At 52.8% G+C, this 24,785-nt stretch carries 27 protein-coding genes; 11 read left to right on the top strand and 16 right to left on the bottom strand.

The window, feature by feature from the left end; translation table 11 throughout:
* Positions 1 to 9: 9 nt before the first annotated feature.
* The gene (gene gspD, locus ACERJC_RS03415) at positions 10 to 1,932 is read right to left on the bottom strand and encodes a type II secretion system secretin GspD (RefSeq protein WP_373671033.1); all 1,923 of its coding nucleotides are present in this window, start codon (positions 1,930 to 1,932) and stop codon (positions 10 to 12) included.
* 13 nt (positions 1,933 to 1,945) lie between these two features.
* Positions 1,946 to 2,677 carry a type II secretion system protein GspC gene (gene gspC / locus ACERJC_RS03410; RefSeq protein ID WP_373671672.1) on the bottom strand — a complete coding sequence of 244 codons (732 nt, stop codon included), beginning with the start codon at positions 2,675 to 2,677 and terminating at the stop codon, positions 1,946 to 1,948.
* A gap of 300 nt (positions 2,678 to 2,977) precedes the next feature.
* Here gspC and ACERJC_RS03405 point away from each other — a divergent pair, with 300 nt between their 5' ends.
* Positions 2,978 to 4,555: an ExeA family protein gene (locus tag ACERJC_RS03405; protein ID WP_373671032.1), complete on the top strand. Its 1,578-nt coding sequence runs from the start codon at positions 2,978 to 2,980 to the stop codon at positions 4,553 to 4,555.
* Positions 4,555 to 5,196, top strand: coding sequence for a type II secretion system protein GspB, cryptic system variant (locus tag ACERJC_RS03400; RefSeq protein ID WP_373671031.1), 642 nt, complete (start codon positions 4,555 to 4,557; stop codon positions 5,194 to 5,196). Before ACERJC_RS03405 ends, ACERJC_RS03400 begins: the two co-directional genes overlap by 1 nt.
* Here ACERJC_RS03400 and ACERJC_RS03395 read toward each other — a convergent pair whose 3' ends face one another.
* From ACERJC_RS03395 to ACERJC_RS03385, 3 genes are all read right to left on the bottom strand, one after another.
* Positions 5,197 to 5,820 carry a helix-turn-helix domain-containing protein gene (locus ACERJC_RS03395; protein WP_373671030.1) on the bottom strand — a complete coding sequence of 208 codons (624 nt, stop codon included), beginning with the start codon at positions 5,818 to 5,820 and terminating at the stop codon, positions 5,197 to 5,199.
* Between the two features lie 269 nt (positions 5,821 to 6,089).
* Entirely contained in the window at positions 6,090 to 6,920 is an 831-nt protein-coding gene (locus ACERJC_RS03390; protein WP_373671029.1) for an N-acetylmuramoyl-L-alanine amidase, read from the bottom strand.
* On the bottom strand, positions 6,917 to 7,240 hold the full coding sequence (locus ACERJC_RS03385) for a heavy metal-binding domain-containing protein (protein WP_042320310.1): 324 nt from the start codon (positions 7,238 to 7,240) through the stop codon (positions 6,917 to 6,919). The genes ACERJC_RS03390 and ACERJC_RS03385 overlap by 4 nt, the downstream gene beginning before the upstream one ends.
* 128 nt (positions 7,241 to 7,368) lie before the next feature.
* Here ACERJC_RS03385 and ACERJC_RS03380 point away from each other — a divergent pair, with 128 nt between their 5' ends.
* From ACERJC_RS03380 to artJ, 6 genes are all read left to right on the top strand, one after another.
* A complete protein-coding gene (locus tag ACERJC_RS03380; RefSeq protein WP_042320313.1) occupies positions 7,369 to 7,884 on the top strand; it encodes a lipoprotein in 516 nt (171 codons plus the stop codon).
* A gap of 229 nt (positions 7,885 to 8,113) precedes the next feature.
* The gene (gene artP, locus ACERJC_RS03375; protein WP_152405295.1) at positions 8,114 to 8,842 is read left to right on the top strand and encodes an arginine ABC transporter ATP-binding protein ArtP; all 729 of its coding nucleotides are present in this window, start codon (positions 8,114 to 8,116) and stop codon (positions 8,840 to 8,842) included.
* Between the two features lie 16 nt (positions 8,843 to 8,858).
* Entirely contained in the window at positions 8,859 to 9,590 is a 732-nt protein-coding gene (gene artI / locus ACERJC_RS03370) for an arginine ABC transporter substrate-binding protein ArtI (protein ID WP_152405296.1), read from the top strand.
* A 6-nt stretch (positions 9,591 to 9,596) separates the two neighbouring features.
* Positions 9,597 to 10,313 (top strand): arginine ABC transporter permease ArtQ, encoded by a 717-nt coding sequence (gene artQ, locus ACERJC_RS03365; RefSeq protein WP_046477814.1) that lies wholly within the window; start codon positions 9,597 to 9,599, stop codon positions 10,311 to 10,313.
* Positions 10,313 to 10,981: an arginine ABC transporter permease ArtM gene (gene artM / locus ACERJC_RS03360; RefSeq protein ID WP_371895631.1), complete on the top strand. Its 669-nt coding sequence runs from the start codon at positions 10,313 to 10,315 to the stop codon at positions 10,979 to 10,981. The genes artQ and artM overlap by 1 nt, the downstream gene beginning before the upstream one ends.
* Before the next feature lie 169 nt (positions 10,982 to 11,150).
* Positions 11,151 to 11,882, top strand: coding sequence for an arginine ABC transporter substrate-binding protein ArtJ (gene artJ / locus ACERJC_RS03355; RefSeq protein ID WP_373671028.1), 732 nt, complete (start codon positions 11,151 to 11,153; stop codon positions 11,880 to 11,882).
* Between the two features lie 112 nt (positions 11,883 to 11,994).
* Here artJ and rlmC read toward each other — a convergent pair whose 3' ends face one another.
* The 10 genes from rlmC to ACERJC_RS03305 form a co-directional block, all read right to left on the bottom strand.
* Positions 11,995 to 13,122, bottom strand: a complete 1,128-nt coding sequence (rlmC, locus tag ACERJC_RS03350) for a 23S rRNA (uracil(747)-C(5))-methyltransferase RlmC (RefSeq protein WP_373671027.1) — start codon at positions 13,120 to 13,122, stop codon at positions 11,995 to 11,997.
* A 40-nt stretch (positions 13,123 to 13,162) separates the two neighbouring features.
* Complete coding sequence (locus ACERJC_RS03345; RefSeq protein WP_373671026.1) at positions 13,163 to 13,651, bottom strand: YbjO family protein; 489 nt, start codon at positions 13,649 to 13,651, stop codon at positions 13,163 to 13,165.
* A 59-nt stretch (positions 13,652 to 13,710) separates the two neighbouring features.
* On the bottom strand, positions 13,711 to 14,556 hold the full coding sequence (gene potI / locus ACERJC_RS03340) for a putrescine ABC transporter permease PotI (RefSeq protein ID WP_042320333.1): 846 nt from the start codon (positions 14,554 to 14,556) through the stop codon (positions 13,711 to 13,713).
* On the bottom strand, positions 14,553 to 15,506 hold the full coding sequence (gene potH / locus ACERJC_RS03335; protein ID WP_373671025.1) for a putrescine ABC transporter permease PotH: 954 nt from the start codon (positions 15,504 to 15,506) through the stop codon (positions 14,553 to 14,555). Before potH ends, potI begins: the two co-directional genes overlap by 4 nt.
* Before the next feature lie 9 nt (positions 15,507 to 15,515).
* The gene (potG, locus tag ACERJC_RS03330; protein ID WP_152405302.1) at positions 15,516 to 16,649 is read right to left on the bottom strand and encodes a putrescine ABC transporter ATP-binding subunit PotG; all 1,134 of its coding nucleotides are present in this window, start codon (positions 16,647 to 16,649) and stop codon (positions 15,516 to 15,518) included.
* A gap of 97 nt (positions 16,650 to 16,746) precedes the next feature.
* Complete coding sequence (gene potF / locus ACERJC_RS03325) at positions 16,747 to 17,859, bottom strand: spermidine/putrescine ABC transporter substrate-binding protein PotF (protein WP_373671024.1); 1,113 nt, start codon at positions 17,857 to 17,859, stop codon at positions 16,747 to 16,749.
* A gap of 362 nt (positions 17,860 to 18,221) precedes the next feature.
* Complete coding sequence (locus ACERJC_RS03320) at positions 18,222 to 18,698, bottom strand: type III secretion system chaperone family protein (RefSeq protein ID WP_373671023.1); 477 nt, start codon at positions 18,696 to 18,698, stop codon at positions 18,222 to 18,224.
* 89 nt (positions 18,699 to 18,787) lie between these two features.
* Positions 18,788 to 19,690, bottom strand: a complete 903-nt coding sequence (gene rimK / locus ACERJC_RS03315; RefSeq protein ID WP_046477799.1) for a 30S ribosomal protein S6--L-glutamate ligase — start codon at positions 19,688 to 19,690, stop codon at positions 18,788 to 18,790.
* 63 nt (positions 19,691 to 19,753) lie between these two features.
* On the bottom strand, positions 19,754 to 20,476 hold the full coding sequence (gene nfsA, locus ACERJC_RS03310) for a nitroreductase NfsA (protein ID WP_373671022.1): 723 nt from the start codon (positions 20,474 to 20,476) through the stop codon (positions 19,754 to 19,756).
* Positions 20,460 to 20,747, bottom strand: a complete 288-nt coding sequence (locus ACERJC_RS03305; protein ID WP_373671021.1) for a DUF1418 family protein — start codon at positions 20,745 to 20,747, stop codon at positions 20,460 to 20,462. Before ACERJC_RS03305 ends, nfsA begins: the two co-directional genes overlap by 17 nt.
* A gap of 172 nt (positions 20,748 to 20,919) precedes the next feature.
* Between ACERJC_RS03305 and ACERJC_RS03300 the strand changes: the two genes are divergently transcribed.
* The gene (locus ACERJC_RS03300; RefSeq protein ID WP_046477794.1) at positions 20,920 to 21,183 is read left to right on the top strand and encodes a GrxA family glutaredoxin; all 264 of its coding nucleotides are present in this window, start codon (positions 20,920 to 20,922) and stop codon (positions 21,181 to 21,183) included.
* 54 nt (positions 21,184 to 21,237) lie between these two features.
* On the opposite strand, the gene ACERJC_RS03295 is transcribed toward ACERJC_RS03300, so the two are convergent.
* Positions 21,238 to 21,600 (bottom strand): inner membrane protein YbjM, encoded by a 363-nt coding sequence (locus tag ACERJC_RS03295; RefSeq protein WP_152405308.1) that lies wholly within the window; start codon positions 21,598 to 21,600, stop codon positions 21,238 to 21,240.
* Positions 21,601 to 21,867: 267 nt separating this feature from the next.
* Between ACERJC_RS03295 and ACERJC_RS03290 the strand changes: the two genes are divergently transcribed.
* Both ACERJC_RS03290 and ACERJC_RS03285 read left to right on the top strand, forming a co-directional pair.
* Positions 21,868 to 23,553 carry an aspartate:alanine antiporter gene (locus tag ACERJC_RS03290; protein WP_046477790.1) on the top strand — a complete coding sequence of 562 codons (1,686 nt, stop codon included), beginning with the start codon at positions 21,868 to 21,870 and terminating at the stop codon, positions 23,551 to 23,553.
* 597 nt (positions 23,554 to 24,150) lie between these two features.
* On the top strand, positions 24,151 to 24,777 hold the full coding sequence (locus tag ACERJC_RS03285; protein WP_311048141.1) for a GIY-YIG nuclease family protein: 627 nt from the start codon (positions 24,151 to 24,153) through the stop codon (positions 24,775 to 24,777).
* The last annotated feature ends 8 nt before the right edge of the window (positions 24,778 to 24,785 follow it).

Genomic DNA, 24,785 nt, shown 5'->3' with positions numbered 1-24,785 from the left:
CGTCCCTCCTTACTCTTTAAACGGATTACGGGAGGGGGTGGCGCTGGGTTTTACCGGCGCAGTGCCGATCTGCCCCGGGAACGCAGGCAGTATCGGGTTGTCGGTATTTTCAACAATACCCAGCTTTTTCTCTTCCATGCGCTGTTGCTGCCGCGCGCGGATCTGGTCATATCGCTCTTTCGATGACGCGCTGTAGTTGTCGTCATCTCGCAGCACGGTCGTATGGATAAAGACCATCAGATTACGTTTCGCGGAATCCTGCGAGGTGTAACGGAACAACTGCCCCACCAGCGGAATATCGCCCAACAGCGGGACTTTGGAGACCGACTGCTTGGTCACGTTTTCCATCAGACCGCCAAGTACCACGGTTTGACCACTGTGCACCATCACTTCGTTATTGATGGTGCGCGTATTGAAGGTTGGGCCAAGGCTGGCATCTTCCGTCGCGCTGTTGTCCACGCTGGAAACTTCCTGCTCGATCTTGAGGTGAATCATGTCGCCGTCGTTAATCTGCGGCACGATTTTCAGCTTGGTCCCCACCGTTTTACGTTCAACCGAGTTAAAGACGTTATCGCCACTGGTGGTTTGCGATCCGGAAAGTACCGGCACATCCTGTCCGACGTTAAACGACGCCTCTTTGTTATCCAGTGTGACCACACTCGGCGTGGAGAGGATGTCGTTTTTGCCATTGGTTGAGAGCGCCGTCATCAGTCCGCCAAAGTCACCGTTGAAAAAGCCGGTCGCCAGACCGGTAAAGCTGCCGATAATTTTCGTTTTATCAACCTGGCTAATCGGCATACCGGTCGAACCAAACTGTACGCCGCCGTGTTTGCTGGTCCACTGCACGCCGAGATCCAGGCCGTTACCGTCCTGTACCTCAGCAATAATCGCTTCCACCAGGACCTGCGGGCGACGAATATCCAGCTTATCGATCACCTTCTCAAGGGAGTTCATCACATTAGGCTGCGCGGTGATCACCAGTGAGTTAGTCGATTCGTCGGCGGTAATATTCATGTCAGACGCGGCCATCGACGTTTTGCCCTTCGCCGCGCCGGGCTTATCTTTCAACTGTTCGCCAATCCCGGTCAGCACCGGTACCACTTTGCTGGCGTTAGCGTATTTGAGGTAGAACACGCGGGTATTCCCTTCGTTATTCTGCTCACGATCCAGTTGGCCAATCAGCGAACGGGTGCGCGCTCGCGCCTCTTCCGAACCGCTGATCACCAGGCTATTGGTTTCATCATCGGCCACCACTTTCGTGGTCAGCTGCGGCGCGTTTTGTCCTTTCTGCTCTTCGTTGTTGAGGTTATTCAACATTTCCGACAGTTCCTTCGCGGAGGCAAAACGCAGCGGTACTATCTCGCGGCGCTGAACGCCGTCTTTATCCACGCGCTGGACCAGATCCACCAGTCGGTTCACCACCGAGGCTTTGCCGGTTAACAGCAGCACATTCGACGGTTCGAAATGCACCACGTTACCGATACCAGAAGCATCATTGAGCTGACGGAGCAAGGGTGCCAGTTCGCGCACAGGGACGTTTTCCATTCGCACGACACGGGTAATGATCTCATCCCCTTTGCCGGGATTATTACTGTCGACGACCGGTGCGCCTGCCATACGCGCCACGCTTGAACGCACCACTTTGACCATGCCGTTATCCATCGGAATCACCGATAAACCGTACAGATCCAGCACGCTTAAAAAGAACTGGTAATACTCATCCTCCGTCAGCACGTTGTAGGTTCTGACCGACACCGATCCCTGCACGGAGGGATCCACCAGGATGGTTTTATTTAAATTGCGCCCCACCGTATCGATAAATTCACGAATATCGGTATTTTTAAAACTGGCGCTAAAGTTTGCTGCAAACAGCGAACTTGAATACAACGACAATGCGGTCAGCGCCACGCACGCCCAGGGAAATTTCTTCATGTCTGTACACTTGTTAATTGTTTAGAACATTAACCCGAATATTTTCAAGGTGAGCGTGACGTCTGACGACGACCTCCGCTTCTTTCATCTTCGACCAGTTAGCGAGAATACTTTTCGCCTGTGCTTCTTTCGTCATATCGACAGAATTAACTTCAATCGCCACATCACCTTTTTCCAGCCCTGAATGGGTATAAAATGGTGAAGCATCCCTTGGATTAATGTTATAGCCTTCCAGTTGTCCCTTTTCGATTAGCGGTTTCAACACCAGATAATCATCAAGATGCAATTGGTCGGCTCCTGCATCCTTTGTCGATTTCGTTACCGGGCCGCTGTCAACGTCGCCCTTAAAATAATCAGGTGTCTTTAATGTCAGTACCTGCGACGTTCCTTCATAATTCACCACGACGTTGTCTTTATTGATTGACTCGATATAGACGTCGTCGAACCCGGTCAGTTTCTCTCCCTCGCGATAGCTCTTCTGCCCGCTCTGGGTCTTAATCACGGCAAAGGAAAGCCAGGCATCGTCACTCCTGACAATCCCCTCAATTTCAGCAGATAACGTTTTTTGCGCAGACGTGGATGGGTGTTGTGGGCGCACCGCCGCAGCGAAAAGCGCAAACGTTTTTTCTTCCCCGCGTTGTTTCACGGGTTTTGCATCCGCGTTCGCCAGCTTTTTTGCTACCTTTTGATAATCTTTGATGATCACATACCCTTGCTGTCCGCAAAATATAAGCAACACAAACATCATAAAAGGCGTTCTCCAGCGGGAGAGAAATGAGTAATTCATTATTCACCTGTCCTGTTGCAAAACGAAAATAAGCAGCATCGTGCTGCACCAATATATGCAGCAAATAGTAATTAACGGGTCTGCATCCGACTATCGGCATTACCATTAACTTTAACGAAGAAAAATATTGACCGGTTAAAATCCTGATGTTAAGGATGAACAAGAGGTTATTTTTACTCTCTTTAAAAATTGCTCCGCCGTCTGCTTTCCCTTACTTTTCGTCTCAGTGCTATTCATGTAAAGAGACGGTAAGTCGTTATGTATCAGAGTCATTTTAATTTTAAAAATCCGCCATTCAGGAAAGTCACCCGTGCCTCGGGCGACTTTTTTGTGCCTTATCATCAGGATATTTTCAACCTGCTGAAAGAGAAAACCGGACAGGCGGGAATTACCGGGCTCTTTTGCAACGACACGGCGCTGCTTTTTCAGTACAGCGAGGCGCTGAAAAGCAGCGGTCACGATGTACTGTCTATTAATGCTTTCCCCAAATTGAGTGCCAGTAGCCTGCTGTACAAGCTCAATCCCGGAAGCAAAGAAAGCCAAACCCGTCTTCATGCGGTGGATGCCGTGTTACGCCAGTGGCAGGAAGCACCTGCTTCCCGTAAGGCGAAAAGTAAAGTGCTGGTGATTTCGCACGTGGAAGCCATGAAGGATAACTGCCGCGACGTGCTGGGAATGTTGTTAGCCCATGCGCAGGAGCTGGCATTTCCGCTATCGATTGTGCTGATGGGCTCGGTGGATCAGGAAACGGTTCTGATGCAAAAGTCCAGTCTTCAGGAGTACGTTCATACGCATCATGTGGTTCGTTCCCTGACCTGCCGTGAAATGCTGGACTATGTACAGTCCCAGTGTGAAGAGCAGGACTGCGAAACGTCACCGTTAGCCCCCGCACGCATACGCAAAATGCATAAACTGACAAAAGGTCATCTCAGCAAATTCAATGAACTGGCGCACTTATCGATGCTTGCGGCATGGACCGAACGCGCCGCTTGTGTGGAGCCTCGTCATTTACGCCTGGCTGCCGGCGAGATTCTGCCCGCCCAAAACCACGGTAAGCGCCTGGCAACCGTCGGTGTACTGGCGTCGACGATTTTCGCAGCCTGTGGCTGGTATCTGATGGCGCCAATCAGCGCCAGACTTCCGATTCACCTACCGGTTCCAGTGAGCTGGCAGCAGCAGACGTCGAAAACCCAGGTGCCGGTTGCGCCGACTATCGATAATGAAATGGTGAATCAGCCCGACGCGATGCATCAACTGTATGTGATGTGGGGTTACGATGCCTCGGCGGAAGATGCCTTATGCCAGAATGCCGCGAAGGTGAATCTGATGTGCAAACAAGGCACCGCGCCGCTGGAGGAACTGGCAAAGGAAGGTTATCCGTGGGTCAGCGAAATCAAAACCGGCGATCATCTTAACTATGCCGTTGTTGCTCGTGCCGGCAATGAGTCCCTGGATCTGCTGATGAATAACCGCACCTGGCAGGTCAGCCGCAGTTGGTTTACTCAACATGCAACCGGACATTACACGCAGTTGCACCGTCTGACGCCACAGGGCAAAGACGCCATCAGCGCAACCAGTGACAGTAAAGATCTGGCCTGGCTCGACCAACAACTGAGTCTCGCGCTCGCACAGCCCGAAACGCATGCGCAGAGCTGGACGGCGGAAATGATGAAGCGTACCCGTGAATTCCAGCAGAGAATGAATCTGCATGTCGATGGCATCCCTGGCGAAGACACGCTAATGCAGCTGATGCGAGAAACCAACACCACGCCGAGCGTACTGCTCCAGGCGTCTCATGCCACTCACGATACCTCACCCCAGGAGAAACGTTCCTGATGTCGACAATATGTCTTGCGGCTCAACGGAGCTACGCCACCGGGGAGGCGGTCTGGTTTTCATATCGCCTCCCCGGTATGAAAAAAATAGTCGGTCACAGCATATTATGGATGCTGGGACTCTTCACGTTGCTGGCAGCCGGGATTTACACACATATTTACTGGAACCTGCGTCACCCGACGCCGGAGCCGGTTAACGCTAGTGTTGCCATGCCACAGGCCAGGCTTTCAGATATGCATTATGTGTACGTGAGTAAACCGTTCCCACACCCGCATTCTGAACCTGCGCCCAGACATGAGGATGATATCCCGGCCATGCAGGATATCCCGATAAATAGCGATGAGAGTGACTGGCGGCAGGCGCCGGACGGAAATATATCTCAGCATACCTCTCGCGATACATTGCCAGGCACGCAGGCGCACGAGGATGATGCCGCGAACGAGAGCGTCAGCGAAGGTCGTGATAATACGTCGTTAACTGAGTTGTTCAAGCAGGCATTAAAAGAGCAGCAGCAGGATTATGCGCAAGGGAAAATTCCCGCACCGCCGGTTGACGAAACGCAGGAAACTCCCCAGGCAAAACTCACGCAGAGTGATGTGACGCGGTCTCCTCTTCTGAAAAAAGGAGACCGGCTGGAGTAATCAATATTTTTCCGGCAAGTGCGTCATGTTAAGGAGTCGACCCTTTTCCACGATGATATATTGCCCTTTTTTCAGATCGGAGAGAATTTTAATAATGGTGCTGCGTGCCAGGTTAGTGTATTCCTGGATATAGTCATAAACGTTAATATCACGCTGATAGTTAATTTTTAACTCATGAATTTCATATAAAAATTCACGTACTACCGAATAGGCACTGCGGGCGACCAGAATATCATCCCGCTTGCTCATGAGGAGAACATACCAGAAGAGCAGTCTGGTAAGGTCTTCCCATAAGTTATGTTCTGTGATCAGTTGAGTGAACTCATCTTTTGGGATAGAGCGCACCACGGTATTAGTACGGACAAGAGCGTACATGTGTGAAGTATGACAGAACATGGAGGAGAGACCAAAGATGCACGGCCCCTCGACAGTGAACATGCAAAGTTCATCTGATTCACGGCGGAACTCTACTTCGCCGCTGACGATAATATAAATATATTTGGAATCAGCCGTTGATAACTTTTGCCATTTCTTTAAGGTTTTTTCTTCGTAACCTTCCGTCACGGAAATAATGGCTTCTTTTTCTTGATGAGGACGCAGTTTTTTACCAAAAGTACTTAACATTATAATACCCGCTTAAGATAATTAATAAAGACGTGTAATTTCCGCATCCTCGCGTTACCAGCAGTCCTTTTTAAATAAGAAATTACTTTACGGTGAGAACGAATCTCAATTGTTTGTTTATTTTTTATCATTACGTCGCATGTTCGATGTCAATCATTGATGCGAGTAATTTAAAGTGGGTAAACTATAAATCATGTGAAGGAATGCTTCAGTTTTTATCAGTCCAGAAAAAGACTATTTCGGGCTTGCGCCATGATTGACAGGCAGGCTCACCCCTGCCCGTACTTCTCCAACAGCGCCTCAGCAATCGCCTGCGTTTCGGCATCGGCAACGCCGTTCCAGAGCGTCGGGCGGAAATGCATCTGGAACGCCATCACCACGCGCTGCTGCTCACGTGCGGTCATGTCAGGCTTCACCTCATAACCATAACGCGACAACAGGTCCAGCAGTGATGCCATCTCAACAGGGGCGTTCGGTGCCCGTCCGGCAAGATAGAAATTGACCCGCTGCGCATCAGGCCAGGCGCCAATCCCCTGCGCTGCCAGCGCCTGCCAGGGAAACCGCGGGCCGGGGTCGTCTTTTCGCTGCGGGGCGATGTCCGCATGCGCAACCACGTTCTGCGGCTTAATGTCATAACGGGCGATAATGTCTTTCGCCAGCGGTATCAGTGCCTGAATCTGCGCGGGTTCAAACGGGGAAAAATACTTTTCACCCGCCGATTTTTGCCAGCCGCGATTTTCCAGTTCAATGCCAATTGAGGTGTCGTTAATGCGCGTCGCACCGCGCCAGAAGCTGATGCCCGCATGCCACGCCAGATCCTGTTCCGGTACCAGTTGCCAGATACGCGGTATACCCCGATGTAACGGCGGCACCGCCGGGATCAGATAATGCGAGCTGACGTTTTTATCCGTCAACGTCGCCAGCGAGCCATCGAAGTCGTCCGCCGTATAGTGGATCACTAACACTTTGATGCGAGGATACGCCGCCTGTGCCTGATGACGGGTATCGAGCTGGTAGCCTTCTCTGTCAACAATCCCCTTTTCACCCGTACACCCCGTTAACAGCAGTGCCAGAGCCACCAGCCACAGCCATATCTTCATCGGCGGGTTTTCACCGCGGTCCCGCTCACGCTGACCATCAGCATGCTGCTGTCTTTGCCGACCGTTTCGTAATCGATATCAATGCCGACCACCGCGTCAGCGCCCAGCGCTTTCGCCTGTTCACCCAGTTCTGCGAAGGCAATCTCACGCGCTTTACGTAACTCTTTTTCATAAGCGCCTGAACGACCGCCGACGATATCGCGAATACCGGCAAAAAAGTCCCGGAAGATGTTCGCGCCCAGAATGGCTTCGCCGGTGACCACACCACAGTATTCCACGATGCTCTGTCCTTCAAGCGTGGGGGTTGTCGAAAATTGCATGATGTCTCTCCTGGTTACATTCAGCACATTATCAGCGCCATACACTATCATTGAAAGGATATAATTGATTATCGTAGATGACTGTTATCTTAGAAGACTCATGGCAGAAAGCTTATAAGGAAATCACTATGCGCTATTCGAAACTCTCCCTGCTTGTCCCCTGCGCGCTGCTGCTCAGCGCCTGCACCACCGTCACGCCAGCCTACAAAGACAATGGGCCGCGTACGGGTGCCTGTGTGGATGGCGGCCCGGACAGTGTGGCTCAACAATTCTATGACTATCGTATCCAACACCGCAGTAATGATATCACCGCCCTGCGCCCTTACCTGAGCGACAACCTGGCGAAACTGCTGTCGGATGCCAGTCGGGACAGTGCGCATCGTCAACTGATGAGCAGCGATCCGTTCTCCAGTCGCGCAACGCCGCCGGACAGCGCCAGCGTTGCCAGCGCCTCGACCATACCGAATAGTGATGCACGCAACATTCCGCTGCGCGTTGCACTGAAACAGGGCGATCAGAACTGGCAGGATGAAGTGCTGATGATCCGCGAAGGTCAGTGCTGGGTCATTGATGACGTGCGTTATCTGGGCGGCAGCGTGCATGCCCCTGCCGGTACGCTTCGCCAGTCGGTAGAAAACCGTTAATCCCGCCGCTTTACCGCGATAAAAAACGTACCCCCCGTAAATTGTCTGGCATTCTGCATGGAATGCCGACAATTGTTCTTACCGCGCTTTGCCCTCGCTATTTTGTGCTATGTTTAAGGGGAAATGCGCGCTATATTTAACTTTTAAAGCATAAATATTGCATAACTATTCTGTCAAAGGTACTATCTGCGGCTTCAATAGCTATCAGACGGCCAGTATACGAGTATCAATGAGTATTCAATTAAACGGCATTAACTGCTTCTACGGCGCGCATCAGGCGCTGTTCGATATCACGCTGGATTGCCCGCAGGGTGAAACACTGGTGTTACTGGGTCCAAGCGGGGCCGGTAAAAGCTCACTGCTGCGGGTACTCAATCTACTAGAGATGCCGCGTTCAGGTACGCTCAGCATTGCGGGAAACCAGTTCGACTTCCGCAAAACGCCGTCAGATAAAGCGATTCGCGAACTGCGTCAGAACGTCGGAATGGTCTTTCAGCAATACAATCTGTGGCCGCACCTCACCGTGCAACAGAACCTGATTGAAGCGCCCTGCCGCGTGCTGGGCCTGTCAAAAGATCAGGCGTTAGCCCGTGCGGAAAAATTGCTGGATCGCCTGCGTCTGAAACCTTACAGCGATCGTTTTCCGCTGCATCTTTCCGGCGGTCAGCAACAGCGTGTGGCCATTGCCCGTGCGCTGATGATGGAGCCGCAGGTGCTGCTGTTTGATGAGCCCACCGCCGCGCTGGATCCAGAAATCACCGCGCAAATTGTCAGCATCATTCGTGAACTGGCGGAAACCAACATTACACAAGTGATCGTGACGCACGAAGTGGAAGTGGCGCGTAAAACCGCCAGTCGCGTCGTGTATATGGAAAACGGTCATATCGTCGAGCAGGGTAATGCAAGTTGCTTTGCCGACCCGCAGACCGAAGCATTTAAAAACTATCTCTCTCACTAAGATTCGGGACAACACAATGAAAAAAGTTCTGATTGCCGCGCTTATCGCAGGCTTTAGCCTTTCTGCTACAGCAGCCCAGACCATTCGTTTTGCGACCGAAGCGTCCTATCCTCCGTTTGAATCGATGGACGCTAATAACAAGATTGTCGGCTTTGATGTCGATCTGGCCAATGCGCTGTGTAAAGAGATCGACGCGACCTGTACCTTTACCAACCAGGCGTTCGACAGCCTGATTCCCAGCCTGAAATTCCGCCGTTTCGATGCGGTGATGGCCGGGATGGATATCACGCCTGAGCGTGAAAAACAGGTGCTGTTCACCACCCCTTACTATGACAACTCCGCACTGTTCATTGGTCAGCAGGGTAAATTCGCCAGCATTGATCAGTTGAAAGGTAAGAAAGTGGGCGTGCAGAACGGCACCACTCACCAGAAATTCATCATGGATAAACACCCGGAAATCACCACGGTTCCGTATGACAGCTACCAGAATGCGAAACTGGATCTGCAAAACGGCCGCATTGACGGCGTATTTGGTGATACGGCGGTGGTCACAGAGTGGCTGAAAGACAATCCGAAGCTGGCCCCGGTTGGCGACAAAGTGACGGATAAAGATTACTTCGGCACCGGCCTCGGCATCGCCGTCCGCCAGGGCAACGCGGAACTGCAGCAGAAATTCAACACTGCGCTGGAAAAAGTGAAGAAAGATGGGACTTACGAGACCATCTATAACAAATGGTTCCAGAAGTAAGCCTTGATGAACGAATTTTTCCCACTTGCAAGCGCCGCCGGGATGACCGTCGGCCTTGCCGTTTGTGCACTGATCCTCGGCCTGGCGCTGGCGATGCTGTTCGCCGTCTGGGAGTCAGTGAAATGGCGTCCTGTCGCGTGGACGGGTTCCGCGCTGGTCACCATTTTACGCGGCCTGCCGGAAATTCTGGTGGTGCTGTTTATCTATTTCGGCTCCTCTCAACTGCTGCTGATGCTCTCTGATGGCTTTACTGTCAATCTGGGCGTGGTGCAGATCCCGGTACAAATGGAGATCGAAAACTTTGACGTCAGCCCCTTCCTGTGCGGCGTGATTGCCCTCTCTCTGCTCTACGCGGCCTATGCGTCACAAACGCTGCGCGGCGCGCTGAAAGCCGTACCGCTGGGTCAGTGGGAGTCCGGTCAGGCGCTGGGACTGTCGAAGACCGCCATTTTCTTCCGGCTGGTGATGCCGCAGATGTGGCGTCACGCGCTACCAGGGCTGGGCAACCAGTGGTTGGTATTGCTGAAAGATACTGCGCTGGTGAGCCTTATCAGCGTCAACGACCTGATGCTGCAAACCAAGAGCATTGCCACGCGAACTCAGGAACCGTTTAACTGGTACATTATTGCGGCGGCGATCTACCTGGTGATTACGCTGGTGAGTCAGTACATTCTCAAACGCATTGACCTGCGCGCGACACGTTTTGAGCGGAGACCGGGCTGATGCTTGAGTATTTACCTGAACTGCTTAAAGGGCTGCACACCAGCCTGACGCTGACGGTAGCGTCCATTGTCGTCGCCCTGATTCTGGCGCTGATTTTTACTATCGTTCTGACGCTTAAAACGCCGGTCGTGGTCTGGCTGGTTCGTGGCTATATCACACTGTTTACCGGTACCCCGCTGCTGGTGCAGATCTTTCTGATCTACTACGGACCGGGGCAATTCCCGACGCTGCAAGAGTATCCGGTTCTGTGGCATCTGCTGTCGGAGCCGTGGCTGTGCGCGCTGATTGCGCTGTCGCTCAATAGTGCAGCCTATACCACGCAGCTGTTCTACGGCGCGATCCGCGCAATTCCGGAAGGCCAGTGGCAGTCCTGCGGCGCGCTGGGGATGAGCAAGAAAGACACGCTGGCGATCCTGTTGCCATATGCCTTTAAACGCGCCCTCTCCTCGTATTCCAACGAAGTGGTGCTGGTGTTCAAGAGTACCTCTCTGGCTTATACCATTACCCTGATGGAAGTGATGGGATACGGTCAGCTGCTGTATGGTCGCACCTACGATGTGATGGTGTTCGGCGCAGCGGGCGTCATCTACCTGCTAGTCAACGGCCTGTTGACGTTAATGATGCGTCTTATCGAGCGCAAAGCGCTGGCTTTCGAACGCCGCAACTAAGCATCATATTGCATAAAACACAATTCAAAAGATGGACAAGCTTATAACCTGTCCGTCTTTTTTTATTTTCATAAAAATAGTTAATCATTTTTATTGCATACAAATTCAATTGCTGGCATTGTAAATCCATGCCGCAGAAACGGCGCTTCATCATAACGGGAGTCCAACCATGAAAAAGTTAGTTCTGGCCGCATTACTTGCCTCTTTTGCCATCGGCGCCTCTGCCGCTGAAAAAATCAGCTTCGGCGTCTCTGCGACCTATCCACCGTTCGAATCTATGGATGCGAATAACCAAATCGTCGGTTTCGACCTCGATCTGGCAAAAGCCTTGTGCAAACAGATGCAGGCAGAATGTACTTTCACCAACCATGCGTTTGACAGTCTGATCCCGGCACTCAAATTCAAGAAATATGACGCGGTGATTTCCGGTATGGATATCACGCCGGAGCGGAGCAAGCAGGTGGCGTTTACAGCCCCCTACTATGCCAACTCGGCGCTGGTAATTTCGAAGAAAGGGACTTACAAAACCTTCGCCGATCTGAAAGGCAAACGTATCGGGATGGAAAACGGCACCACCCACCAGAAGTACTTGCAGGATAAGCATCCGGAAGTGAAAACGGTGGCCTATGACAGCTATCAGAACGCGTTTATCGACCTGAAAAATGGCCGTATTGATGGCGTGTTCGGTGATACCGCGGTGGTGAACGAGTGGCTGAAAACCAACCCACAACTGGGGCCAGCAACCGAGAAAGTAACCGATCCGCAGTACTTTGGTACCGGCCTCGGCATTGCCGTTCGCCCGGACAACAAAGTGCTGCTGGAGAAACTGAATGCGGCACTGGTGGCCATTAAAGCTGACGGGACTTACCAAAAAATCAACGATCAGTGGTTCCCGCAGTAAGTCGAGTCGCTGGTGGTAGAAGGCCTGATGACGCTACGCTTATCAGGCCTGGAATATCTGCACCGCTCGCAGGCCGGATAAGGCGCCAGCGCCGCCATCCGGCAAACCGTGACTAGTCCCTCAACAACAATGTCAGCACTTCATAATGCGCGGTATGTGGGAACATATCGAACAGCTGTACCCGTTCAATACGGTAGCCCGGCAACGCGGCAATGTCTTTTGCCATCGTCTGCGCATTACAGCTGGAATAAATAATGCACTGCGGCGCCATCTGCCCCAGATAATCGCAGAGCGGTTTGCCAATACCACGTCGCGGCGGATTCACCAGCACCAGTTCCGGCACCGCCCCTTGCCCGGTGGCAAACTGCGTGGAATCCAGCGCCTGAAAATGAAGATTGGTTAAGCCCAGTTCCAGCGCAGATTGTCTGGCACAGGCAATGGCTTCCGGCGCGATTTCAATTCCAGTCAACTGCATGTCCGGCGTCGCACAGTGCAGGCCAAAACCACCAACGCCGCAGAACAGATCCCACATGTGGTTCACCGGCAGCTGTCGCACCCAGTCACGCGCCGTCGCATACAACAGGCTAGCCACCGCCGGATTGGTCTGGAAGAAACTTTGTGGGCGAATCCACAGCGGCACGTCGTTAAACCGCTCCGCCAGCGCCTGCTGTTCGGTCAGGAAGATTTCCGTCTCCCCTTCCATAATCGCCATATGCACCGGCTGGAGATTAACGCTGATGACCTTCAGCTGCGGCAGTTGCGTCTGCAACCACGGCAGCGCAGCGCGTAACTGCGCCAGTTTGCTTTCGGAACGCAGCACAAAGCGCAGCATCATACCGCCATCAAACTGGCTTTCCGTCAGCAGGAGGTACTTCAGTTCCCCACGCTTGCGCGCCACGTTATAGGGGGTTAATCCGGCGCGCGCAATAAACGGTTTCAGCACGGCAAACACTGGCGCAAACGAGGCGGGATAGAGCGGGCAATCGCACAAATCTTCCGGCGTCCCGTCGCGGTGCAGCATCCCCAGCAGCGGTTTCTCCACGCTGCCACTGACCACCATTTTCGCTTTATTACGAAACGCCTTTTCCGGGCCGCTAATCGGTGCGCACCATTCCCCGACCGAAAAACCGGCAAGCAGATTTTTCAGATCGGCGGTTTTGGCGGCGTGTTGCTCGCCAACGGGCTGCGTTATCCACTGACAGGAGCGACAGCGACCGGCGTCATAGAGTGCGCACTGCATACAGAAACCTTTATCTAAACAGGGGCGAGGATTATACACATTATTGTAAGCGGAAGAAGCGACGACTGGCCGCGGGCACAAACAGTAATAACAGCACCAGCATATCGGGCAATTTTTGCATCACCAGCGTACGCAGAATCTCCCGCTTTGACTCACCGGCAATGCTGAACAACTCGGGATAACCGTAGCCCAGCGAGGCCGCCCACAAATAGCTTGCGGCAATCACCTGTGTGAGGAGATATAGCCACCGCGCCCAGTTACGCCCTTTCACCAGTGAAAATGCGCAGCCTATCTCAACAAACACCAGCACCAGACTGCCCAGAAAAACCAGCGTCAAATTCCAGGTTTGTACACTGCGATGAATAAACTCAACCAGTCCGCGGACGCCGAGCGTGTTAAAGATCATCAGCAGGTCGAGCCCACGGATCATAATAATGGCGAGCGCCGCCACCTGAACCAGCGCAGGCACGTTCAGGCGGGCATGTGATGAGGATGATTTTTTAAAAAATCCCAACGAATCGTCTTCCATGAAAACAATGCCGCGACGAGCGCGGCATTGTGTAGCCAGGTTGACCGATTTTAGTGTCTTCAGTCGCGTCTTGCACGTTGGATATCGCGGATCCGCTGTTTTTCCGTACGAGCCATCAGATACCAGGCGATAAAACCGACAATTCCGACCACGCCGAGGATCAGCGTCGCCAGGGCGTTGATTTCCGGATTAACGCCCATCCGCACGCTGGAGAAGACCAGCATGGGTAACGTGGTTGCGCCCGGCCCGGAGACAAAGCTGGCAATGACCAGATCGTCCAGCGACAGCGTGAACGCCAGCAGCCAGCCGGAGACCACCGCCGGCATAATCATCGGCAGCGTTATCACAAAGAACACCTTCAACGGCGTCGCCCCCAGATCCATCGCCGCTTCCTCAATGGAGCGATCCAGTTCGCGCAGGCGCGATGAAATCACCACCGCCACATACGCCGTACAGAACGTGACGTGCGCCAGCCAGATGGTCAACATTCCACGATCCGACGGCCAGCCAATCGCGTGGCCCAGCGCAACAAAGAGCAGCAGCAGTGAGAGCCCGGTGATCACATCGGGCATAACCAGCGGCGCGGTTATCATAAAGGCAAAGCCGTTCGACCCGCGAAAGCGGCCAAAGCGCACCATCACCACCGCGGCAATCGTGCCGAGTATCGCCGCCATGGTCGCTGCACAGGCGGCGATAGTCAGACTCAGCCCCACCGCGCTCATCATCGCGCTGTCGCGGAACAGTTCGCCGTACCAGCGCGTTGACCATCCTGCCCACACCGTGACCAGTTTGGAACTGTTAAACGAGTAGATGACCAGCATCAGCATCGGCGCGTACAGGAAAGTAAACCCGAGCACCAGAATCACAATACGCCAGGGTGAACGAATTACCGGTAAGTTGTTCATCCGTGGACCCCGCCACTTTTTTGCTGATGTTTGTGGAACCACATAATCGGTACGATCAACAGCAGCAGCATGACAATCGCGACCGCAGACGCCACCGGCCAGTCGCGGTTGTTAAAGAACTCTTGCCACAGCACGCGCCCAATCATGATGCTGTCCGGCCCGCCGAGCAGTTCCGGGATAACAAACTCCCCAACCGCCGGAATGAACACCAGCATGGAACCGGCAATAATGCCGCCTTTGGTCAACGGGACAATCACGCTAAAGAAGGTTTTCAGCGGGCGCGCGCCCAGATCCAACGACGCTTCCACCAGCGAATAGTCAATCCGCGTCAGTGCGGTATAAATCGGCAGCACCATGAACGGCAGATAGGCGTATACAATGCCGATATACACCGCCAGATTGGTGTGCAGAATGGTCAACGGCTGGTCGATCACCCCCAGCCACAGCAGAAAGTTATTCAGCACGCCATTATTTTTCAGGATCCCCATCCACGCATACACGCGGATCAGAAACGAGGTCCACGATGGCAGGATCACCAGCAGCAACAGAATATTACGCGTTGACGGCTTGCTGTGCGCCACCGCCCACGCCAGCGGATAGCCCAGCAGCAGACAACAAAGCGTCGAAACCCCTGCCACCTGTAGCGACTGCAAATAGGCGTCAAAGTAGAGCGGATCGTCCGTTAGCTGCAGGAAGTTACCGAGATTAAGGGTGACAGACAGTTGCCCGTCGGCCCACGCCATCAGTTCGGTATACGGCGGGATCGCCCGCGCCATTTCCGCGAGACTGATTTTAAAGACGATCAGAAAAGGCAGCAGAAATAGTAGGATAAGCCAGACATAAGGCAGCGCAATGACCAGCTTGCGCCCGTGTTTCATCTGCACGCGCGCCAGCCAGAGCGTAAAGCCACCCGGCTTTTCCACACGTGCCGGAGGTTCAAGTGTACTCATCTTCGCTCCTTAAACCGTCAACACCACACAGCTGTCCGCATCCCAGCACAAACGCACCTCATCGCCCCAGGTCGGCAGACCTTTGCGATAACGGTGGGCATTCTGCAACTGAGCACTGATCATCTGTCCGCTTTTCAGGCGAACGTGATAAATGGAGAGATCGCCAAGATAGGCAATGTGCACCACTTCTCCCACGGCGAAGTTAAATCCGTCGGCGGGCGGCTCGTCGCACAGCATGATTTTTTCCGGGCGCAGCGCCACGTGCACCGGCACGTTGTCCACCACCGACGCATCCGGATCGACCTTCAGTGGATGCACCAGACCTGGGGAATACAGCACCAGACCGTCATCCTGCCGCTCTTTGATAACCCCCTCAAAAACGTTGACCGAGCCGATAAACTCCGCGCTGTAGCGGGTGGTCGGATGCTCATAAATCTCTTCCGGCTCACCGATTTGCACGAACTTGCCACGGTTCATGATGGCAATACGCCCGGCCATGGTCATCGCCTCTTCCTGATCGTGCGTCACCATCACGCAGGTCGCGCCGACGCGCTCAAGAATATCGACCACTTCAAGCTGCATACGGTCACGCAGTTTTTTATCCAGTGCGCCCATCGGCTCGTCGAGTAACAGGAGTTTGGGACGTTTTGCCAGACTTCGCGCCAGCGCCACGCGCTGACGCTGACCGCCGGAAAGCTGATGCGGTTTGCGTTTGGCGAACTCCTGCATATGCACCAGACCCAGCATCTCTTCGACCCGGCTGGCGATTTCCGCTTTCGGCAATTTGTCCTGCTTCAGGCCAAAGGCGATATTCTGTTCCACCGTCATATGAGGAAACAGCGCGTAGGACTGAAACATCATGTTGATGGGCCGCAAATAAGGTGGCACCTGGGACAGGTCGACGCCGTCCAGCATGATTTGTCCGGTAGTGGGTTGTTCAAACCCTGCCAGCATGCGCAGCAGCGTGGATTTTCCACAGCCGGATGCGCCCAGCAGGGCAAAGATTTCGCCTTTATAAATAGTCAGACTCACGTCATCAACCGCGTGCTGACCGTCGAAAGATTTGGTCAGATTGCGGATTTCGAGGAGCGGCGTCAGCGCTTTACGGGTTTTCGCCTGCGGGCGTGGGGTGGCATCATTCACGGGGTGCTCTCCGGCAGAAACAAATCATGGTGCAAACGCACCCAAAAGGTGCGTTTTGCCGGGCAGCGCAGCGCATACCCGGCGCTTCAACGGCGGATTATTTACCGCTCTTCACCTTGGTCCAGGCACGCGTACGGACGCGGTCAATCTTCGGATCCTGAACTTTCAGGGTAAACATTTTCGCGCGCACGTCGGCTGGCGGATAAATGCCTGGATTATCACGCACTTCAGGGCTCACCAACGCCGTCGCCTCTTTGTTAGCATTGGCGTAGAACACGTGGTCAGAGATATGGGCAATCACGTCCGGGCGCAGCAGATAGTTGAGGAACTGATAGGCCTCGTCTTTATTTTTGGCATCTGCCGGCATCGCGAAGACGTCAAAGAAGGCCATCGCCCCTTCCTTCGGAATTGAGAAGGAGATATTGACGCCATTTTTCGCCTCTTTCGCCCGATTAGCCGCCTGCCAGACATCCCCTGCCCAGCCAATCGCCACGCAGGTATCGCCGTTAGCCAGGTCGTTGATGTATTGCGAGGAGTGGAAGTAACGGATATTCGGACGCAGCTTAAGCAGCAGATCGGTGGCAGGCCCCGTGTAATCGTCCGCTTTGGTGCTGTTCGGATCTTTACCCAGATAGTTCAGCACGGTAGCAAACACCTCTTCCGGCGCATCGAGGAAAGAGACACCGCAGCTCTTCAGCTTTTCGAGATTTTCCGGCTTCAGCACCAGATCCCAACTGTTGATGGGCGCATCAGCACCGAGTACCGCTTTCACTTTATCGACGTTATAGCCAATACCGGTGGTCGCCCACATATACGGCATGGCGAATTTATTGTCCGGGTCATGTTTGGCGACCAGTTTCAGCAGTTCCGGATCGAGGTTTTTCCAGCCCGGTAGTTTGCTCTTATCCAGCGGCTGAAAGACACCTGCCGTCAACTGACGCTCAAGGAAGCTCGCGGAAGGCACCACCAGGTCAAAACCGGTGCTGCCGGCCATCAGTTTGCCTTCCAGTACTTCGTTGGAGTCAAAGACGTCATAGACCACTTTGATACCGGTCTCTTTCTCAAAATTAGCCACCGTATCCGGCGCTATATAATCAGACCAGTTATAGATATGGAGTGTTTTTTGTTCCGCAGCGAGCGTGCCGACAGAGACGGCCATCAGAGCACCCGCAACCAGACCCGATAGCCATTTTTTATTTAAGGCGGTCATAATCTCTTTCCTTATCAAAGTTCGTTAACAAACGAACCAAAAAGTTGCACTCAATGCTATGCAAGAAACGTGCATAGTTTGTCATTCGGCAAAAACCAGGAAGAGTGGACGCTCCCCCGACCGTTATTGCTCGCTGTAATTAAGCTTCGCAAGAATAACTTTAGCCAGGGTTTCAGGCTATAGCCCAGATTAAAAAACGCCTTTTATCAATTTTTTATGCAATTTATGTCTATGTGATAAAGCGAAACGGCGGGAAAGGAGGTGAATAATTCTTTAAAGAAAGGTTAAATGCAGAATAAAAGAACGTAAACCGCAGCCGCTCTGGCAGCGACTGCGCTATACGGTCAGACTTCAAGTTGAAATCAGTGAAGAAAATGGTTCTCAGCGTTACTTTTTTGCGTGTCTTCTTCGGCGGTAAACAGCATCTGGTGCGCGCCTGCTTCCAGAATGACCATGGATATCTGCTCTTCGCTCTGGCGTACGAACCATTCAAACTGCGCGTAAGTCACCCCCTGCATAACGGATAAAGACTGGCAAACCACCAGCTTTGGCAGATTATCATCCTGCATATCCAGAAACGCTTTTACGGTGAGGGAACTGGCATTAATGGCAGACAGATCCGCCGCCAGTGGCAGTAACGCAGAAGGCCTCACTTCCGCCATCGCAGAAAACAGCAGCGTATTGTCGACGAGATCTAATTTTGCATCATAGATGCCGTCAAAATTTTGCATGTGAGGTAAATGCAGTGCCTGACAGGTATCACATTCAAAAAAACTCATGCCCAGGTCGTCGAGCCATTGCCGCAACGTATCCAGAGTGGGAACGACCAATTCTGTCATAATAATGTGCTACCTCTTACGATGAAAAAATACCGGCACAGCTTACGCAAAAAGCGTTCGTCATTCCACGATCATCGGCGATATTAAGACTAGCCGCCCGTTTTGAGACAAAATTCAGCCGTCGCGTGGCGTTCGATCCACTGAATCATCCGCCCGGCGATGTCGATGCCGGTGGTTTTTTCGATCCCTTCCAGACCCGGAGACGCATTCACTTCCATCACCAGCGGGCCGCGCTCGGCGCGTAAAATATCGACACCGGCGACGTCAAGCGCCATCGTCTGTGCGGCTTTTATCGCAATCTCTCGCTCACGGGGGGTAATGTTGGCAATGCAGGCCACGCCGCCGCGATGAAGATTAGAGCGAAAATCGCCGTCCTTCGCCCGTCGCTCAATGGCAGCGACTACCTCGTCACCCACCACCAGGCAGCGAATATCGCGACCTTTGGCCTCTTGAATATATTCCTGCACCAGAATATGGGCGTTAAGCCCCCGAAAGGCATCCACGACACTCTCAGCGGCCTGACGGGTTTCTGCTAACACCACGCCAATCCCCTGCGTTCCTTCCACCAGCTTCACCACCAGCGGCGCACCGCCGACCATATCGATCAAATCGCTGGTGTCATCGGGCGAGTGCGCAATGCCGGTAATCGGGAGATCGATGCCCTGCCGCGCCAGCAACTGCAACGAGCGCAGTTTATCGCGCGCGCGGGTAATCGCCACGGATTCATTTAGCGGATAGCTACCCAACATCTCAAACTGGCGCAGCGCCGCCGTGCCATAAAAGGTGATAGCAGAGCCGATACGCGGGATGACGGCATCAAAATGAGGCAACTTGCGTCCTTTATAGTGAATCGAGGACGCAGCCGGATTGATGTTCATATAGCAAGAAAGCGGATCGAGTATTTCGACCAGATGGCCACGCTTCATCGCGGCTTCACGCAAGCGCTTACACGAGTAGAGCGTTCCATCCCGGGACAATATGGCAATTTTCACCCTGCACCTCTCTGCATAACCCGATCAAAAAAATCCCGAGTATCATACACAGCGGCGGAATTTTTAGCGCGTGGCCCAACCCTGTTTATGCAAATATTCCAGGATAAAGGGACGATTTTCCTTAATCAGCGTGCGGCGAATATGATCGCTCCAGGTGTCACGGCGATTATTACTGCCGCGGCTGAGATAATATTGCGCGAGCTGTTCGTCATAGTTTGCCAGCGCGTCTGTGTCGAGCGGCTGATAGTGGTTCTCATGCATCACAATCGCCGCAGGCAGGCGCGGCTTCAGATCCGGATTATCGGCAGGCCAGCCCAGACACAGCCCAAACAGCGGCAATACGTGTTTTGGCAGCGCCAGCAATTCAGTGACGGCTTCGATGTTATTGCGCAGCCCACCGATATAGACACCGCCCAGCCCCAGCGATTCCGCCGCCGTCAGCGCGTTTTGCGCCATCATCGCGGTATCCACCACCCCCAGCAGCAGCTGCTCGGCAAGACCTAATTGCGCTTCAGGGCAAATCTGCAGATGGCGATTGAAATCCGCGCAGAAGACCCAAAACTCAGCAGCCTGCGCGACGTGCTGCTGCCCCCCGGTTAATGGCACCAACGCGTCACGTAGCGCCGGATCCGTAATACGAATTATTGACGTGCACTGCAAAAAACTGGAGCTGGACGTCGCCTGAGCGGCGGCCAGAATCGCCTCTCGCTGTTCAGACGTAATCGGTTGATCGGTGAAATGACGAATCGAACGGTGATGACGCAGAAGGTTAATGGTTGGAGTCATTCTCTTTTTCTCTGTCTGAATGGGATGAATCGGATGGGGGCTTCATCAACTGTGGCGCGAGCCGCTGCGCAACTTGCCAGGCGAACGCCAGCGCGGCGGGGATCATCAACAGTACACCCAGAAAAAGCATGACAACGACCGCGAGCGAGGTGTTAAACGGTGCGGGTAGTGTCAGGTAGTGGTTCAGCGACAGCAAAGCCAGCGCCAGAAGCACCATCCCCACTATTTCCAGGATCAATATACTTTTCGGTAACGCGCCAATCGTACGCACAGGAAGCCCTCTTTTGTGAGACATAGTGTAAGGCGTTCAGCGTGAATGTGTTTAACAGATATAGACTAAATGTATTGAAGTAAAAGGTGCAACCTACTGTTCAAGGCTGACGATTGGCGTCATCATAGCAGTCATTCGCCGTCAGGCTTTGAGTTCGAGGAGAGAGACTACAATGTTCACCGTTATTTTTGGTCGCCCGGGTTGCCCTTACTGTGTTCGCGCAAAAGAACTGGCAGAGAAACTGAGCAACGAGCACGAAGATTTCAACTATCGCTACATCGACATCCACGCGGAAGGTATCACCAAAGCGGATCTGGAAAAGACCGTTGGCAAACCGGTTGAAACCGTACCGCAGATTTTTGTTGATCAGAAACACATTGGCGGTTGTACCGATTTTGAAGCCTGGGCGAAAGAGAATATGAATCTGTTTGCTTAACCGCAGTGACAGATGCAAAAACGCCCTCTCAGGAGGGCGTTCGTTACTTTTACGCTACCGCGGTCTGAACAGACTGCTGATGAACAGGAAACACAAGGCACCCAGCGCACACCAGAACACCGCACTGAATAACCATGCCATCTCCTGCCACAGCGAGCGAGTGGGCGTAAAGAAAAACCGCATGAGTAGCAGGCAACAAGGCGCTGCAACCATCGCACCGAGAAGCGGTTTGACTATTTCCCGACGTTGAGAGCAGTAGCTGGCCACCGCACCTGGCAACGTAAAAAACAGTAGCCCCATTTCTGGATGCCCGGTTGCCCGGAATGCCCCCCTCATGTGCATTGCCAGTGAAAGGCAGACGACCACAAAGAGCACAAAGCAGCAGACCGCGCTTGCCCAACCATGTTTATATTTCAATCATTTCTCCTGACACTGTCTCTATCAAGCACACTTTTCGCCAATGGCGTCCAGTCAGATAAAGCCGTTCAGCATTCCGTGCTAAAATACGCCAACACGATTCTTATAGCCGTTGATACGTAATGAGATTAAACTAGCCAAATATATTGTTGTGTTGCTTATATTCGGGGTGTGGATATGTCACAATCCCCTTAATTGATGGCAAAAACAGTAGCCCAAATTACTATTTCTTTCAACAGCTTACTCGTAAACAAGAAGTTAGCCTCCGTGAATATAAACGTCGCCGATTTGTTAAATGGGAATTACATCCTGTTATTATTTGTTGTACTGGCTCTTGGCCTGTGTCTCGGTAAATTGCGCCTGGGTTCTGTCCAACTGGGTAATTCCATTGGCGTTTTAGTCGTCTCTCTCTTATTAGGGCAACAGCATTTCACTATTAACACCGATGCACTAAATCTGGGCTTCATGCTGTTTATTTTTTGTGTCGGCGTCGAAGCGGGTCCTAACTTTTTTTCCATTTTTTTTCGGGATGGGAAAAATTACCTGATGCTGGCTCTGGTAATGGTCGGCAGTGCGCTGCTGATCGCCCTGGGGCTGGGTAAGCTGTTTGGCTGGGACATCGGCCTAACGGCCGGTATGCTGGCTGGCTCAATGACGTCCACCCCGGTTCTGGTCGGTGCTGGCGATACGCTACGTCATTTTGGGATGGAAAGTGCACAGCTTTCCCGGGCGCTGGATAACCTGAGTCTGGGCTATGCGCTAACTTACCTGATTGGTCTGGTCAGTCTGATCGTCGGCGCACGCTATCTGCCTAAATTACAACATCAGGATCTGCAAACCAGCGCCCAGCAGATTGCCCGTGAACGCGGTCTGGACACCGACACGAACCGGAAGGTGTACCTGCCGGTCATTCGCGCTTACCGTGTCGGTCCTGAACTGGTGGCCTGGACCGACGGAAAAAACCTGCGTGAGCTTGGCATTTACCGCGCGACCGGTTGCTATATTGAACGCATCCGGCGCAATGGTATTCTGGCAAACCCGGATGGCGATGCGGTATTGCAAATGGGCGATGAGATTGCGCTCGTCGGTTATCCGGATGCCCATGCCCGTCTCGACCCCAGCTTTCGTAACGGCAAAGAGGTCTTCGACCGCGACCTGCTCGACATGCGGATCGTTACGGAAGAGATCGTGGTGAAAAACCACAATGCAGTGGGACGCCGTCTTGCCCAACTGAAGCTCACCGACCACGGCTGCTTCCTGAACCGCGTGATTCGTTCGCAGATTGAAATGCCAATCGATGACAACGTGGTACTCAATAAAGGCGACGTATTGCAGGTCAGCGGCGACGCGCGTCGCGTGAAAACAATCGCAGACCGTATCGGCTTTATCTCAATTCACAGCCAGGTGACCGATCTGCTGGCCTTCTGCGCATTCTTCATTATTGGTCTGATGATCGGCATGATCACCTTCCAGTTCAGCAACTTCAGTTTCGGCATTGGTAATGCGGCAGGGTTGCTGTTCGCCGGGATCATGCTGGGCTTCCTGCGAGCCAACCATCCCACGTTTGGTTACATCCCGCAGGGCGCGCTGAATATGGTGAAAGAGTTCGGCCTGATGGTCTTTATGGCGGGCGTTGGCCTCAGCGCGGGCAGCGGCATCGGCCATGGTCTGGGGGCGATCGGCGGTCAGATGCTGATTGCCGGGCTGGTCGTCAGTCTGGTGCCGGTGATCATTTGCTTCCTGTTCGGTGCCTATGTTCTGCGCATGAACCGGGCACTTCTTTTTGGTGCCATGATGGGAGCACGAACCTGTGCGCCAGCGATGGAAATCATCAGCGATACCGCGCGCAGCAACATTCCAGCACTCGGTTACGCAGGCACCTACGCGATAGCCAACGTACTGCTGACGCTGGCAGGGACACTCATCATCATCATCTGGCCAGGCTTAGGATAAAACTGAAGTTGCCCCTTAAGCGAAAATTTTTTGCAGATACGTAGAACTTTTCCTCAAGGCGTCAGTCATAACTATTGCCACTGCTTTTCTTTGATGTCCCCAATTTGTGGAGCCCATCAACCCCGCCGTTTTGGTTCAAGGTTGATGGGTTTTTTGTTGCCTGAATTTCGGGGTCTTTCTAATCAGTAAGTTACGAACCACCTTTGAGCCTGATGGCGACAAAATGGCGGCAGCGCTTTTACCGAGCGGGCATAAGTCTTTGCTTTATGCCGTTTCAATCGCGTACAACAACTCAACCAAAGCAACCGCGCCGACATCGTCCCAGCACAAATAACTCGACAAAGAACTTGTTCCTGAATCCTTCCCTAAAATTTTCTGACAGATAGCCTGATGATCACTTGATGCAGTGACCCATACAGTCCCACCCTTGTGGCAAAAGTAAGTAGAACCTTTCAAACCGTCTCGCTGAATGCGCTTCTTCCAGGTATCCACCTTCTGTGTCGTGACTCTCAAACTCATCATTCCCCCTATGTAAATCAAGCATTCCCAGTTGATGATCCCATAAAATATCAGGATGAATCAGCGCGGAGAATATGAGTGTTTAATTTTTATCCAGACAAAACATTCAGCAGAACAGATGTCATGAGTCGCCCCACACCTGTTCCTGCTGTGAATGGGATTTATTTCTGGTGGTTCAAAGAGATCCCCTCCGGCGTGCCAACTGAGGGTTGCATAACTCAGAATGGATACACACTGCTCTATGTCGGTATTTCACCTGATAAAAAAGGCAAACCGAATAGCCGCGCCAATCTTCGACAGCGCATCAAAACCCACTATAGCGGAAACGCCGAAGGCTCAACACTCAGACGCACGCTCGGAGTTTTACTGGCGACGGAAAGCAATTTCCCGCTCCGTCGGGTTGGCTCGGGAAAAAGGACTACATTTACCCATCCAGGCGAACAATGGCTGGACCAGTGGATGGAAAAGAATGCCAGGGTGTATTGGGTAGCAGATGAAGAACCCTGGGTGCTGGAAGAAACGTTAATTTCCAGTATTTCGCTGCCCTTAAACCTTCAGGGAAACAACCACGCCTTTAAACCTATCCTTTCAGCAATGCGCAGCAAAGCCATGGCAGAAGCCAAATTAATGGAAATTGCAGATGAAACAGGATTTAGCAGGAGTGTAGTTGCAGAAATGGTGAAGCAAGCTGTCCCGGCGGAATAAGCCACATA

The sequence above is a fragment of the Citrobacter telavivensis genome, from assembly GCF_041807075.1.
In the GTDB taxonomy this organism is placed as follows: domain Bacteria; phylum Pseudomonadota; class Gammaproteobacteria; order Enterobacterales; family Enterobacteriaceae; genus Citrobacter_A; species Citrobacter_A telavivensis.
Note: the sequence above shows the minus strand (reverse complement) of the source record. Positions and strands in the feature narration are given on the sequence as shown.

Excerpts from the sequence above, each read along its gene's own strand:
- artI (WP_152405296.1), top strand. The coding sequence starts at position 8,859 with ATGAAAAAAGTTCTGATTGCCGCGCTTATCGCAGGCTTTAGCCTTTCT.
- ACERJC_RS03345 (WP_373671026.1), bottom strand. The coding sequence starts at position 13,651 with ATGGAAGACGATTCGTTGGGATTTTTTAAAAAATCATCCTCATCACAT.
- artQ (WP_046477814.1), top strand. The coding sequence starts at position 9,597 with ATGAACGAATTTTTCCCACTTGCAAGCGCCGCCGGGATGACCGTCGGC.
- ACERJC_RS03380 (WP_042320313.1), top strand. The coding sequence starts at position 7,369 with ATGCGCTATTCGAAACTCTCCCTGCTTGTCCCCTGCGCGCTGCTGCTC.
- gspD (WP_373671033.1), bottom strand. The coding sequence starts at position 1,932 with ATGAAGAAATTTCCCTGGGCGTGCGTGGCGCTGACCGCATTGTCGTTG.
- nfsA (WP_373671022.1), bottom strand. The coding sequence starts at position 20,476 with ATGACTCCAACCATTAACCTTCTGCGTCATCACCGTTCGATTCGTCAT.
- artM (WP_371895631.1), top strand. The coding sequence starts at position 10,313 with ATGCTTGAGTATTTACCTGAACTGCTTAAAGGGCTGCACACCAGCCTG.
- rlmC (WP_373671027.1), bottom strand. The coding sequence starts at position 13,122 with ATGCAGTGCGCACTCTATGACGCCGGTCGCTGTCGCTCCTGTCAGTGG.
- ACERJC_RS03385 (WP_042320310.1), bottom strand. The coding sequence starts at position 7,240 with ATGCAATTTTCGACAACCCCCACGCTTGAAGGACAGAGCATCGTGGAA.
- artJ (WP_373671028.1), top strand. The coding sequence starts at position 11,151 with ATGAAAAAGTTAGTTCTGGCCGCATTACTTGCCTCTTTTGCCATCGGC.
- ACERJC_RS03300 (WP_046477794.1), top strand. The coding sequence starts at position 20,920 with ATGTTCACCGTTATTTTTGGTCGCCCGGGTTGCCCTTACTGTGTTCGC.
- artP (WP_152405295.1), top strand. The coding sequence starts at position 8,114 with ATGAGTATTCAATTAAACGGCATTAACTGCTTCTACGGCGCGCATCAG.
- ACERJC_RS03320 (WP_373671023.1), bottom strand. The coding sequence starts at position 18,698 with ATGACAGAATTGGTCGTTCCCACTCTGGATACGTTGCGGCAATGGCTC.
- ACERJC_RS03395 (WP_373671030.1), bottom strand. The coding sequence starts at position 5,820 with ATGTTAAGTACTTTTGGTAAAAAACTGCGTCCTCATCAAGAAAAAGAA.
- ACERJC_RS03390 (WP_373671029.1), bottom strand. The coding sequence starts at position 6,920 with ATGAAGATATGGCTGTGGCTGGTGGCTCTGGCACTGCTGTTAACGGGG.
- ACERJC_RS03405 (WP_373671032.1), top strand. The coding sequence starts at position 2,978 with ATGTATCAGAGTCATTTTAATTTTAAAAATCCGCCATTCAGGAAAGTC.
- potI (WP_042320333.1), bottom strand. The coding sequence starts at position 14,556 with ATGAACAACTTACCGGTAATTCGTTCACCCTGGCGTATTGTGATTCTG.
- ACERJC_RS03400 (WP_373671031.1), top strand. The coding sequence starts at position 4,555 with ATGTCGACAATATGTCTTGCGGCTCAACGGAGCTACGCCACCGGGGAG.
- potF (WP_373671024.1), bottom strand. The coding sequence starts at position 17,859 with ATGACCGCCTTAAATAAAAAATGGCTATCGGGTCTGGTTGCGGGTGCT.
- gspC (WP_373671672.1), bottom strand. The coding sequence starts at position 2,677 with ATGTTTGTGTTGCTTATATTTTGCGGACAGCAAGGGTATGTGATCATC.
- potH (WP_373671025.1), bottom strand. The coding sequence starts at position 15,506 with ATGAGTACACTTGAACCTCCGGCACGTGTGGAAAAGCCGGGTGGCTTT.